12 protein-coding genes are annotated in these 12,840 nt (G+C 58.8%); 10 read left to right on the top strand and 2 right to left on the bottom strand.

Annotated features, from left to right (window positions below; translation table 11 throughout):
- Positions 1-87 precede the first annotated feature (87 nt).
- Positions 88-1,293 (top strand): lipid-A-disaccharide synthase, encoded by a 1,206-nt coding sequence (gene lpxB / locus Pan181_RS04225; protein WP_145245636.1) that lies wholly within the window; start codon positions 88-90, stop codon positions 1,291-1,293.
- A gap of 18 nt (positions 1,294-1,311) precedes the next feature.
- On the opposite strand, the gene Pan181_RS04220 is transcribed toward lpxB, so the two are convergent.
- Positions 1,312-1,632, bottom strand: a complete 321-nt coding sequence (locus Pan181_RS04220) for a hypothetical protein (protein ID WP_145245635.1) — start codon at positions 1,630-1,632, stop codon at positions 1,312-1,314.
- A gap of 173 nt (positions 1,633-1,805) precedes the next feature.
- Between Pan181_RS04220 and Pan181_RS04215 the strand changes: the two genes are divergently transcribed.
- Positions 1,806-2,087: an SHOCT domain-containing protein gene (locus Pan181_RS04215; RefSeq protein WP_145245634.1), complete on the top strand. Its 282-nt coding sequence runs from the start codon at positions 1,806-1,808 to the stop codon at positions 2,085-2,087.
- A gap of 676 nt (positions 2,088-2,763) precedes the next feature.
- Here Pan181_RS04215 and Pan181_RS04210 read toward each other — a convergent pair.
- Entirely contained in the window at positions 2,764-3,756 is a 993-nt protein-coding gene (locus tag Pan181_RS04210; protein ID WP_145245633.1) for a hypothetical protein, read from the bottom strand.
- Between the two features lie 192 nt (positions 3,757-3,948).
- Here Pan181_RS04210 and Pan181_RS04205 point away from each other — a divergent pair, with 192 nt between their 5' ends.
- The 8 genes from Pan181_RS04205 (at position 3,949) to ruvC (ending at position 12,760) form a co-directional block, all read left to right on the top strand.
- On the top strand, positions 3,949-4,533 hold the full coding sequence (locus Pan181_RS04205; RefSeq protein ID WP_145245632.1) for a hypothetical protein: 585 nt from the start codon (positions 3,949-3,951) through the stop codon (positions 4,531-4,533).
- Positions 4,530-5,063 carry a hypothetical protein gene (locus Pan181_RS04200; RefSeq protein WP_145245631.1) on the top strand — a complete coding sequence of 178 codons (534 nt, stop codon included), beginning with the start codon at positions 4,530-4,532 and terminating at the stop codon, positions 5,061-5,063. The genes Pan181_RS04205 and Pan181_RS04200 overlap by 4 nt, the downstream gene beginning before the upstream one ends.
- A 179-nt stretch (positions 5,064-5,242) precedes the next feature.
- A complete protein-coding gene (locus Pan181_RS04195; RefSeq protein ID WP_145245630.1) occupies positions 5,243-6,838 on the top strand; it encodes a tetratricopeptide repeat protein in 1,596 nt (531 codons plus the stop codon).
- Between the two features lie 863 nt (positions 6,839-7,701).
- Positions 7,702-8,901 carry a methionine adenosyltransferase gene (metK, locus tag Pan181_RS04190; RefSeq protein ID WP_145245629.1) on the top strand — a complete coding sequence of 400 codons (1,200 nt, stop codon included), beginning with the start codon at positions 7,702-7,704 and terminating at the stop codon, positions 8,899-8,901.
- Positions 8,902-9,157: 256 nt separating this feature from the next.
- Positions 9,158-9,778, top strand: coding sequence for a hypothetical protein (locus Pan181_RS04185; RefSeq protein WP_197528897.1), 621 nt, complete (start codon positions 9,158-9,160; stop codon positions 9,776-9,778).
- 93 nt (positions 9,779-9,871) lie between these two features.
- Entirely contained in the window at positions 9,872-10,363 is a 492-nt protein-coding gene (gene ispF / locus Pan181_RS04180) for a 2-C-methyl-D-erythritol 2,4-cyclodiphosphate synthase (RefSeq protein WP_145245627.1), read from the top strand.
- A 124-nt stretch (positions 10,364-10,487) separates the two neighbouring features.
- Positions 10,488-12,239, top strand: coding sequence for a cysteine--tRNA ligase (gene cysS, locus Pan181_RS04175; RefSeq protein WP_145245626.1), 1,752 nt, complete (start codon positions 10,488-10,490; stop codon positions 12,237-12,239).
- Positions 12,239-12,760 (top strand): crossover junction endodeoxyribonuclease RuvC, encoded by a 522-nt coding sequence (gene ruvC, locus Pan181_RS04170; RefSeq protein ID WP_145245625.1) that lies wholly within the window; start codon positions 12,239-12,241, stop codon positions 12,758-12,760. Before cysS ends, ruvC begins: the two co-directional genes overlap by 1 nt.
- Positions 12,761-12,840 lie beyond the last annotated feature (80 nt).

The raw sequence follows: 12,840 nt of genomic DNA, 5'->3' as shown, positions 1-12,840 counted from the left end.
CAATTGCCATTTGCTAGCGGGCCGATTTCTGGAATACTCCCCGGCAGCAACTCCGCAGTCTTTCCTCATTATCTGTTGTGAAATCCCATGCGTATCTTCTTCTCCGTTGGCGAACCGAGCGGCGACCTTCACGGCGCCAACCTCATTCGCGCGCTGCAAGCGCGACACGGCGAGGTCGAGTGCGTTGGCTTCGGCGGACCTCGCATGGCAGCGGCTGGTTGCGAGTTGCATCAGGATCTCACCCAACTAGCGATCATGTGGTTCGGCCGCGCGTTGCTGCACCTACCTAAGTTCTTTGGCTACCTGCGCCAGGCCGAGGAGTACTTCGCCGAGCAGCGCCCCGACGCGGTCGTGCTGATCGACTACCCAGGCTTCAACTGGCACGTCGCTCGCAAAGCGCACGAGCAAGGTATCCCCGTCTTCTACTATGGCACTCCTCAACTGTGGGCCTGGGCTGGATGGCGGGTGAAGAAAATGCGGGCGACAGTCGACCACGCGCTGTGCAAGCTACCCTTCGAAGAAGACTGGCTCCGCGAGCGCGGCGTGAACGCGACCTACGTGGGGCATCCCTACTTCGATGAACTCCGCGCCCGTGAGCTCGATCAAACGTTTATCGCCAGCATGCAAGCGACCGACTCGCCGCTGGTGACGATACTTCCTGGCTCGCGGACGCAAGAAGTCAAAGGCAACCTTCGCGATCAACTGATCGCCGCGGCGAAGATTCGCGAGCAGGTGCCAAACGTGCGGTTTGCGATTGCCTCGTTTAAAGAATCGCAAGCCGAGTTCGCTCGCCAACTGGTGGCCGAAAGCGGGCTGCCGGTCGACGTGCACGTGGGCCGCACGCCGGAGTTGATCGAAGCCGCCACCTGCACGATGGCCGTGAGCGGGTCGGTATCGCTCGAACTGCTTTACCACGCGAAGCCGACGGTCATCACCTATCGCATCTCGCGATTTGCGTACGCGTTGCAACGCTACTTCCGCAAGGTTCGCTACATCACGCTGGTCAACTTGCTTACCGCAACCGATTTGTTCCCCGACCAACCCGCGGTGTACGATGCCGCGAGCCCCGAGGACGCCCACGTGCTGATGCCCGAGTACTTGAGCTGCGAAGATCGCACCGACGACTTGGCGCGACACGTGGTGGAATGGTTGACCAACGATGCAGAGCGCGAGTCGCTGGTCGCTCGCATGCGCGAGCTGGCGAGCCATGTCGCCCACGGCGGCGCCTCGGAACGCGCGGCCGACTACCTGATCGAACATCTCGGTAACTCGCGCAACGCCGAGGCGGCGTAGCGGCTCGGCGTTCGGGCGCTACTCGCTAGCCTTCGACTTGCCTTTCGGGTCGCGAATGAAGTAGTAGCCGCCGAGCCCGACGAGAGGGAATCCGGCCAGCACCAGCACCTGGCACCGCCGCACGATGGCTTGGACTAACTCCGCTGGATCGGCCACGGCATTGCTGGCCAGAGCGCTGAGCAAGTCCCCGGCCACTAGCCGCAGGCTCGGCATCGCCTGCAAATCGAGCGTTGGTTCAGGCATCGTAGCCAGCTTGCGCAAGTCGAAGTAAGCTAGCACGCCGACGACGATCATCAGGAAGCCGACCACCGCACAGACACCACACAACCATCGGATCATCGCTATTCTACCCCACTAGCCAGTTTTGCGTTTCGCCCCCCACTGTAGCACTCTCAGCTGCACGATGCCAGCAATGCGGTTACCTGCCGACATTGACTCACGCTCGTTGATTCTGTTACCGACAATAACTAACAGCGGTAATGGTGCCCCCTGCGCGAAGGAATCAACAGACCATGCGTACTAAGCTAGCAGCGGTTTTGCTTGTTGGACTCGTAACCCTGCCAGGTTGCTTGGCTTTCAGCGTCGGCGGCGGCACCAAACCTCAGCCAACCATGGCCGACGAGATCATCGCACTCCGCAAACTCCGCGACCGTGGTACCATCTCGGCCAGCGAGTTCGCGATGGGCAAGCAAACCTTGCTCCGCAACTACCAGCCGGAGTCGCCGACCATCATCAACCCCGCCGAAACGCAGCTAGCCACCTACCCCGAGCCAGTGGACGAAACCACCAAGTAGCTCGCGCCGGTTGGGTGCTGATTGCTCGGTCGCTTATTTGCCCTACGAATGCGCCCTCCGTTTATTTGCGGAACTTTCCTCGCGTTACGAGCGTCCAACCTTTTGGGGGACGAGAATCCCCTTGGGTCACTTGTTCGCCGTAGGTTTGTGATAGCAGGTTTGCAAATGGGCTTCCGTACTTGGTTCTTCATTGCCTGCGGTGCCGCCCTGCTCTGCCAGGCGATCGGTTGTAGTGCTCCACCAGCTCCTCGATCGGTTTCCCCGCTTGAGTCAGAGCTCGTCGCCCGCGGGCTTGTCGACAAACTGAGGACTTCGACCGATGGTCCAAGCATGGTGCTACTTGAGTTCTATCGAAGTTACGCGTCCGCAGAGGAGTTTGCCCAACGACGCGCCAACTGGATCGGGACCGACTTGCGAGACAATCCCTGGCACCTCGTCCTTGAACTTCGAGACGCTGCAAGCGATCCCCTCCCTCCCCCCTCGCCGACGGCTACCTGGGCGAACACCAAGAACGGGGGAAGCCTGCACGTGTCGACCCCTGGCTTCGCAGCAAGCTGCACCTTGAGTGAGGATGAAATGTTTCGCCTCGCGGGTTTTTTCTATGGCGAGTGAGGGTGGAGCTGTTGCTCATCAGCGTGTGCGATTGCTCACAATCCTGCCCTCGCATGCTACACCATCACACTCTCTTCCCGCGCTGGATGGTTGTCGCCAGTGCGATGGCAAACCCGATCGCTGCATTCACAACCACTCCAATCACCGCTCCCGTAAGGGTAAGCGATCCCTGGATAGAGCAGAAGGCGGCCGTCGCGGCAAAGAACTTCATGTAATTAGCGATAGTCTTGCTTCTCGACATGCCGGACTTCAGCGAAGTCTCCCGCGTGACCACCGACATTAGCAGCACCAGCGTACTATCAATGAGCGACAATGCTGGCCAGAATCCTGGGTGCCAGTGGGGAGGTCCCAAGAGTGGTATCAACACAGCAAGCACCAGTACTGCTGGTGGAAGCAGCAGTGCAATGACAAGCGACACGAGAGATCGCATTCTCAACAAACGGGTAGCCGACCTAATCGGCAACGCCTGAAGCACTTGCTCGACGCGATGACGGTGCGGCCTAGATAATGGCAACCATATCGTCTTGTCATCCGACTTAAATTCGACCCCGTAGAGCTCACTGCAGAGCAGAGAAAAGCGAGAGCTCCACCCGAGAGTAATCGCATACCGGCATTCTTCGAGCAACAGGCAGTGCTGTTCATTTCCTTCGACAAGGATCACATGCTTCGCCGTGCACATGGCGACCTTTGGCATGCGTTTGGCTTGCCTCCACTTCTCTGGCACTCCGTAGATCACTCCTCCCACCAGCCCGAAACACGCGAGGAACACCACCCCTACAAAAACAGCTGGAACGGCTGCCAATTTATCGGGTGCGTCAGCGATAAACACGGCGATCTCCAGCCACATCGGCATGCAAAGCACCAGCACAAACAGCACCATGAATAGCGCCGTTTTATTGGCAGCAGCTACTACCCCCAAAGACTTCTTCGTGATTGCCAGCACTAGCAGGGCGTCCTGTCGCTCGGCAGCGAGACGTGAATCCTCCTCTTCTTCGAACAGTGCGTCGCATACGGGACTCTCAATAGCACCATCGATAATGCAGATCTGTTCCGGCATCAGCCCCTTCACCTCTCTCCCCACCATTCACTGAAGCTGCCACATAAACCAGCAAGTCTCCTGAGTGCGTACTCGTACGATAGCAGTACTACTCAATGCCCCTCTCCCCAAGAATCGTAGCAGATTCGTCCTCGTCTTTCTCCACGATGTATTTACTTGGCGAATAAATGGCAATTCGCTAGGCTGTAATTCATGAAAGACGAAATCCGAGCATGGTTCACCACCCACGAACACGGCAACGGTGACTTCTTCCCGTATCCGAGTGGCTATCCCTACTCCGTAGTTCCGCCGAGGCCCGATGCACAGTTCGTCGTCTATTGCACGAAGACTACCTTCTTACAGAATCTGATGCATGACTTGGAGGGCAAGCAACCGTTCGGCGCAATCATGCGTGGAGGGTTACCAGCCGACGATGATATCGACTGGCTCTGTTCGCAAGTTGGCACGCGTCGCCTGCTGTTTCTCGGCGATGCCGACCCGGCCGACTTGTTAACCTTTGCCTGGCTCCGCGAATCGCTGCCGATGGAGTACGTCGGACTCTCCGAATGCCTACTACAGAAATGTGGTGTGGAAATTCAGGACCGCTTAAGTATCCCTCTCGTCGACAACGAAATCGCCGCCCTGCCACTGGTCACGAAGTGCCTTGGCGATTTGGACGACTATATTGGCCCTGGTTGCTCGCAACTGCTATCGTCGGGCTATAAGGTGGAACTAGAAGCCCTCTACAGTTTTGCGAAATGCACGCGGGAAGCATTAGCGGCCGCCCTGCTCCCATGAACCAGCCATCGACCAACCCTTACGCCTCGCCGCGCGACGAACAGTTGGACTCGCGCGCTGTGAGCACAAAAGCGATGATGCCGATGCGGTTGTGGCTGTTGGTCGCGGTCGTTGGATCGCTGCTCGGCTCGCCTGCCGATCCGCTTTCGATGCTGCTGGCCATGGCTAGCGGGCTGGCCCTGTTTTGCGGGGGAGTGATTGCCGGCTCCCGCTTGCCACTGGTGCTGCGTGGTGTCGCCATCGTGGCGAGCGTGCTATTGTGGGCTACCATGATTCCCTGGACCGGCGATTACGCTTTGATGTACGCGGGCATCAATACCGCGTACGCGATAGCGAGCCTCGCAATGGGCTGCTGGACCGCCCGCAGCGAGGGCTATCGCCCCGCGATCCTTATTGGGTTCAGCCTCGGCTTTCTACTCGGCTCGCTCTTCGGACCGCTCGGCATGGCCGGAGGAGCCGTACTCGGGGCCTACCTCGGCAGTCGCTCGTCCACCAAAACGGACAACGTCGCAGAAGACGCCAGCGAGTGATTCACGCAACGCGGCCCAAGCTCGCGCCGGTCGACTGTTGATGCTGTCCTGTTTCGCCCCTATCATTGCTCGCAGCCTCACGCAGAAACAGTGCAAAACCAGGACTGCTATTCCTTAGATCACACTCAACTCGTTATAAAAAAGGCATTGTTTCTTCAACATCCGCTCAGAAACATAGCATGCCAAGACCAACACTACTGATCAGGCTATTTACCACTTTCAGACTTCTCGCGATGTTCGTGGTCGCATTCGGTATTGCCAGCAGTTCGCAAGGGTCTGAGGAGCCAGAAGCACAAAAACCTGACGTGGATCTCTTTCTATTCCCTTCCGCAGCCATGCGAATAGAGGACTACCTTAAAAAGGATTTGATCGACGGAACACGCTCAGACGAAACTTGTCGACAGAGAGCAGAGCAGCTATTGGAAGCTGTCGTTTCTTACAAGTCCGGAGATCTCGAAGCGGTCGAGGCAGGCCTGGAGTCGTTTGAAGAACTGCGCAAAAACAATCCATCTCGCGGCTCTTGCGAAGCGATTGATCTATTCTTTTCCAATCTCTTGCAGGCGAATATCGAGTTCATTCGTGGCGACTTCGAGCAGGCCGATGCGGCACTAGATCGTGCCGCGGAAGTACCCCACGATTTGGGAAACTGGGCCGAAGCGATACTCGCCAGTCTCCAAGGCCATGTCCATTTTGCAAAGTACCAGTTTGCGAAAGGCATGGAGGATTTTGAGCTAGCCGCTTCCCACTGCAATTGGGAGAGTCCAACAGCTTACCACAGCCTTAGCCTTGATGTTCAATTGAACCTTGCTCGCGGCGAAGCGATCGTCGGCAAACTAAAGGCCGCCAACAAGCGACTATACAAAGCCCTCCCTAGACCACTAGAAGAGACGAATCCTCCCTCTTGGGAGTTTATGGTGATGGATCACGCCGTTACCACGAAGGGGATCATTTTATCAGAGAGTGCTTCATGGCATGAAGCATTGGAGATTTTTGAACGAAGCATTGCGATTCGAAAATACCTACGGAAGGAAACTGGTAACAAAGAACTCTCATTCGCTTCGGAGGACGTGCTTCTGCGCATCCTTGCGGCACGCTGCGCAATCGATGCCAAAAAATACGACAAAGCCTTAAACCATCTACAGAAGGCTAGTCAGCTCTGCAGCAATAGGGAGAAACCACGCACTCCGCAACTGGCTGAGAACATGGTGCTCACCGCGATCACTCTCTATGAGCTGGGGCATGTGGACGAAGTCGAAAAATTGTTGAAAGCGATCCCAACAACAACAGACTCGAACATTTCCTCCGCCGTGCCGATGTCGGTGACACTCATCGACATGGACGATATCCCAACGGATTGTCCCGTTGAAAAACGAACGTCGCATTATTTGCGCGCGGAAACTTCGCTACGCAATGAACTCCACTTGCGACATGTGGATGCCATAGCTGGTGCTGCGATGATGTTGACTTACACAGACGAACCAACATCGGCACAACATTACTTTCAGGAGTCGCTTAAGGAAGCACGTGCGTTGTGTGGCGCAGGCCATCCTCTTGCTTCTACCATTGCTCTTTGCCTCGCCGATTATCATGCGAAACAAGGACAATTGGAGCTGGCGATTGCAACCCTGGAGTATCAGCAACAGGAGGCTGCCCGAGACCCTTGCGATTTCTGCAACCTCAAAGTAGCAGAAGGCTTAAAGGGTGATATCACGAAGAAACTCGCAGACTTCAAGGCGAAACTCCATCCCGCAGAAAAGACAGCACTGCGGGATTGAGAAGCGATAGCAACGAAAGTGATGCATTCGACTACCCTACACCATCTGGGCGGGTAGGTGGGCCTCCCACGCAACACAACGACATTGACGCTCATCACGTAAATATTCAGTGGGTCTGCGAGTAACTTGAGCAGTACCCCACGAGTCATCCGTGTTCATCCGCGCCCGTCCGAGGCCAAACCAATTCGACCTCGCGTGCTCCGCCCCCCTGCATTCGCCTTCTCTCCGAACTCTCCGGCGCGGGCCCAAGTGTCCAAATATTTTGCTTGCATCTGGCCGCGAACTTGCTCTAATAGATACTGAACATTTGACACCCTTCCTGTCCGCCGTAACCTGACGGGCAAGAGCAACCTGACTGGCAAGAGGGGGTGCGGGTGGTCGCGGTGGATGAAGAGAGTTGGAGGTTTGTTGGTTGGAAGTTAGTGGTTAGTTGTTGGAAGTTGAATGATGGAGGTTGAATGATGAAAGCGGTACGCAGAAGAACGATGAGTGGAGGAGTGAACTATACGCAGGCGTTATATAACGTCGGGCGGCGCGAATGCCGCTGGTTGGCGTTATGCCCCCAGGGGGCATTTGGAAATGGGACTTACGTCGACGGTCGATGTCGCAAGTGGTTCGTTGGTGGTGAGTTACCGTGGACCGGGTCGTCGTAAGAATTGCCCCCACCAATCGATATTCCGGGAAAGTGGGGGCACAACGCCGCCGACCAGGGTGAGACCAACTCGACCCAGTCACCCCACTTCACCCAGCCGACCACCCCTCCCCCTTCTTTGCGGACCATTGCCAAGCCGTTGGCGGCTTCTTTATACTTTGGGGCTTACCAAGTGATTTAATTGTTGACTCTTACAAGCGGAGAATCAGTCGTGGCATCTGGCAAGTACCTATTTACTAGCGAGGCGGTTAGCATGGGGCATCCCGACAAGCTGGCCGACCAAATCTCCGATGGTGTGCTGGATGCCCTGTTCGCCCAGGATCCGAACAGCCGCGTCGCCTGCGAAACGATGGTGACCACCGGCGTGGTGGTGATCGCCGGCGAGATTTCGACCGAAGCAACGGTCGACATGCAGAAGATTGTCCGCGAAGTCATTAAAGACGTCGGCTACACCGATGCGGCCATGGGCATCAGTGCCGATCACTGTGCAGTGATGGTGGCCATCGACGAGCAGTCGCCCGACATCGCGATGGGTGTCGACAGCAACGCCGATGCGAACAAAGACGTCGGCGCCGGCGACCAAGGCCTGATGTTCGGCTACGCCTGCAACGATACCCCGGAACTGATGCCGCTGCCGATTGCGTTGTCGCACCGCATCATGAACCTGCTGACCGACGCCCGCAAGAATGGCAGCATTCCTTGGCTGCGTCCCGACAGCAAGAGCCAGGTCACGGTGGAATACGACGAGAACACCCCGCTTCGCGTCGACACCGTGGTGGTGAGCACGCAGCACGACGAGAGCGTGTTGACTGCCGACGGCAAGCTGATGAACGAAGAGTCGAAGAAAGAGATCATCGACAGCGTCATCAAGCCCGCCTTGGAAGACTGGGTGAACGACGACATTACCTACCACATCAACCCCACCGGCAAGTTCGTGGTCGGCGGCCCACACGGCGACTGCGGTCTGACTGGTCGTAAGATCATTGTCGACACCTACGGCGGCTGGGGCCGTCACGGCGGTGGTGCTTTCAGTGGAAAGGACCCCACCAAGGTCGACCGCTCGGCTGCCTACATGGCTCGCTACGTGGCCAAGAACATCGTGGCCTCGGGTCTGGCCGAGCGTTGCGAAGTGCAGCTGGCCTACGCGATTGGCGTTTCGGAGCCCGTGAGCGTGTACGTCGACACCGAAGAGACCGGCAAAATCGACGATGCGGCGATCTGCGAGCTGGTGAAAGAGCACTTCCCGCTGACCCCTGCGGGAATTATCGAACACCTCGACCTGCGTCGCCCGATTTTCCGTAAAACCGCTGCTGGTGGGCACTTCGGGCGCACCGAGCCGGAGTTTTACTGGGAAAAGACCGACAAAGCCGAAGTGCTGGCCGAAGCCGCCAAGGCGACAGTGGCCAGCTAAAGCGGGGGTGTTAGTCGATTTCATCAGAAATTGGTTGAAATTGGCCACTCCAGCTGCGACATTGGTGGGATGGATTGCCGGCGCTAACGATGCCCTTTCTCCATACTTTTCTGGACAAAAGGGTCGGCAATGCCCTTACCCAAGCAATGCTGCCCGCTTGATGAACGCTGCCACGCGACAACTTGCTGCGGAACCTTTTGCATGCCCATCGCTTCGATGGCAGTCGCATGCCGCGCTGATGTTGTTGGGTAGTGCGATGGCTTATTGCTTGACGCTCGGCGGTGCCCACGCACTGCTGATCCCGTCCACCCTTGCCACGATGGCGGCCCTGCTGATGCTGGCAATCGCTAGCCGCAGGGCCGCCTCGGGGCAAATTTACGCCTGGGTGGACCGCACGCCCGAGCTGCCGCGCGGCATCCTACGAACCGACCGCACGCCCGAGTTGCCAGCTGGTTCCATCTGGCACTCGACCGCTGACCGGGCGGAGCCGCAAACCGACATGGACGAGACGCTGGTCGACGTACCGGTGCTCAAGACCTCGACCGGCGACGACAACGAACCTCGCGACGACGAGGTGGTGCTGCAGCACATCGTTCGCATGCGCGACAAGGACGGCCGCGAGTACATCCACGCGACCCTGCGAGGCGAAATCGCCGCCGACCAGCGGCACGTGACACTCTACCTGGGCTTCTGCCCTCCGTTTCCGACGATCCCACAGGTGGAAGCCGAAGTGATCGAAGGCCCCGCAGCCACGACCAAAGTGGTTCAGATCCTGCACAACGGCGTGCAGATCGACGTGGAACTCGACGCGAACGTGTCGAAGTCGGTGACCGTGGTCGTCGAGGCCGTGGCCTACGAGGCCGATCCGACTTCGTGATTCGCGGTTTCTGCTCTATGATGGCAGCCACCGCAGTGACTACCCAGCACGCGCTGTGCTGAGCTATCCCAATTAGACCCCTGAGTTTTTGCCGTGTATCGCATTGGTTTAGGCGACGACACTCACCGCACCGCCCCCGGCGGCCCGCTGGTGCTCGGCGGCATCGAGGTGCCGCACGACCAACACCTGGTCGGGCACAGCGACGCCGACGTGCTGCTGCACGCGCTGACCGACGCGCTGCTCGGTGCGGCCGGCCTGCCCGATATCGGCCAGCTGTTTCCCAACACCGCCGACGAGAATCGCGGGCGGGACTCGGCCGAGTTTCTCACCGCGGCCTACGCCAAGGTGACCGAAGCCGGCTACCAGCTGGTGAACGCCGACTGCGTGATAGCAGCCCAACGCCCGAAAATCAGCCCTTTCAAAGACGCCATGCGGCATCGCATCGCGGGGCTGCTGCGGGTAAATCCCCTGGATATCGGCATTAAAGCCAAAACCGGCGAAGAAGTCGGCCCCGTTGGCCGCTGCGAGTCGATCGAGGCCCGGGCGGTCGTGCTGCTCGAAAAAATACCGAAAGCGACTTCGTAGCGTCCCCCGCCTACCCGGGTCGCCCCCATTCGCTCTTTCCTTACAATGCTGGAAGCCTTTAATCTACGAGCTGTGACCAGAGGAGCCAATTTCCCCCTGCACTGCTCGAACTCAACACGGACTGATGAGTACCGCCACCGAAACTATGACCGCCGCTAGCACCGCTGCCCACCCCACGCTGCAGATCTACAACACGCTCTCGAAGAAGAAGGAGCCGTTCGAGCCCGTCGTACCCGGCAAGGTAGGCATCTACCTGTGCGGTCCCACGGTCTACGCCGAGGCCCACATCGGCCACATGGTCGGCCCGGTAATCTTCGACTGCATCAAGCGGTACCTCACCTACTGCGGCTACGACGTCACGTGGGTGGTGAACATCACCGACGTCGACGACAAACTGATCAAGAAGGCCAACGAGCGCGGCATCAGCATGCTCGAAGTGGCCGAAGAGAACATTGCCGACTACAACCGCAACCTCGCTGCCCTCGGGGTCGATCAGATCGACGAGTTCCCGCGGGCGACCGACTGCATGGGCGACATCATCGGGCTGGTCGAGTCGCTCATCGAGCAAGGCTTCGCCTACGAGTCGCAAGGCGATGTGTACTTCGACGTCGCCAAGGATCGCGGGTACGGCAAGCTGTCGAACCGCACCGTCGAAGGCATGCAAGGCGACGGTGGCGGAGCGGCCGAGCGCAAGCGAAGCACTGCCGACTTTGCGCTTTGGAAATCGGCCAAGCCTGATGAACCAAGCTGGGACAGTCCCTGGGGCAAAGGCCGCCCGGGCTGGCACATCGAGTGCTCGGCGATGAGCAAGAAACTGCTGGGCGAAACGTTCGACATCCACGGCGGCGGCCTCGACCTGGTGTTCCCTCACCACGAGAACGAACTCGCCCAAAGCGAATGCTGCCACAGCAAGCCGATGGTCAAGTACTGGGCCCACAATGGTTTGTTGCGTAAGGATTCTGCGGCTGGCAAGATCGGTGGCAAGAACGATCGCGACGACGCCCCGCAGCCCGCAGGCGAAGCCGGTGGCAAGATGAGTCGTAGCGCGGGTGCCGGCGGTCTACAGGACCTGATCGGCCGCCAAGGTGGCGAGCGGATTCGCTTCTTCCTACTCCGCACTCACTATCGCAGCACCGTGCTCTTTAGCGAAGAAGCAATTGAAGAGGCGGCCATCGGGCTTGAGACGTTCTATCGTTTGATCAAGCGATACAAGCGGATCACCACCACCGACTTCTACGCATTGACCGCGCCGACGCATCGCGGGGCGACCTCCATTGCTGCAGGTCAGGCTCCGGTGCTCACCGAAGCCCAGAAGCACAAGGACAAGTTCCTGACTGCCATGGACGATGACTTCAACACCGGCGGTGCGATCGCCGAGTTGTTTGAACTCGCGAAGCTGATCAACAAGTTCTGCGACGAAGCCGACCTCGAAGGCAACGGGCGCGGCGACGCGGCCAACATTGCCGCGCTCGGCCTGTTGATGGAAACCATCAAAGAGCTAGCCAACACGCTGGGCCTGTTTTTGGCACCACCTAACGCGGCCGGCAGCTCCGACGAACTGCTTGGCCAGGTCATGCAACTGGTGATCGACCTGCGTGCCGAATCGCGGGCGGCCAAGAACTTTGCCACGGCCGATGCAATTCGCGACGGCCTGGCCCCCACCGGCATCGTGCTCGAAGATCGGGCTGGCGGCACCGAGTGGACCGGCGGCAACGATGGCTCGCTCGAAGGGGTCATGCAGATGCTCATCGAACTGCGACAGACTTCGCGAGCGAACAAGGACTTCACCACGTCCGACGCCATCCGCGACCGCCTGCAAGCGCTCGGCGTCGCCCTGGAAGACCGCGCCGGCGGCACCGAGTGGACCCGCACGTAATGAAAATCCTCGGCATCGATCCTGGGCTCAACATCACCGGCTACGGAGTGATTGAAGTCGCTGGCCGGCGAGTGCGGCTGGTCGAGGCCGGCGTGGTGCGGGGCGGGAGTTCGTCGAACAAGTCGCTCGCCGAGCGGGTGGCCGAGGTCTACCGCGGCGTGACCGAAGTAATCGAGTCGCACGCGCCTGCGGTGATGGCCATCGAGGAACTTTACTCGCACTACGACCGCCCCAAGACCGCCATCCTGATGGGCCACGCCCGCGGGGCGATCATCCTGGCCGCGCAACTCGGCGACGTGAATGTAAAACACTACGCGGCGACGCAGATCAAGAAAACGCTCACCGGCAACGGCCGCGCACCGAAGAGTCAAATGCAACAAGCCATCGCCCGCGAACTCGGACTGGCTGGCCCCCCAGAACCGGCCGACGTGGCCGACGCACTGGCAATTGCGATGACGCATTGGTTCTTAGAAGGTGGGCCGATGTCGCTAGTTAGTCAAGGAAAGAAGGGGAGCAGCTGACCCTATGGCTTCCTGAGAACGCGGACCGCGTGGCGGTCCGGCTAGGAGTAGGATCTTTCCGACGGATAACTTCATTATAG

Source organism: Aeoliella mucimassa (assembly GCF_007748035.1).
GTDB lineage: Bacteria > Planctomycetota > Planctomycetia > Pirellulales > Lacipirellulaceae > Aeoliella > Aeoliella mucimassa.
The sequence above is the reverse complement of the archived record's forward strand: the minus strand, read 5'-3'. Positions and strand labels throughout refer to the sequence as shown.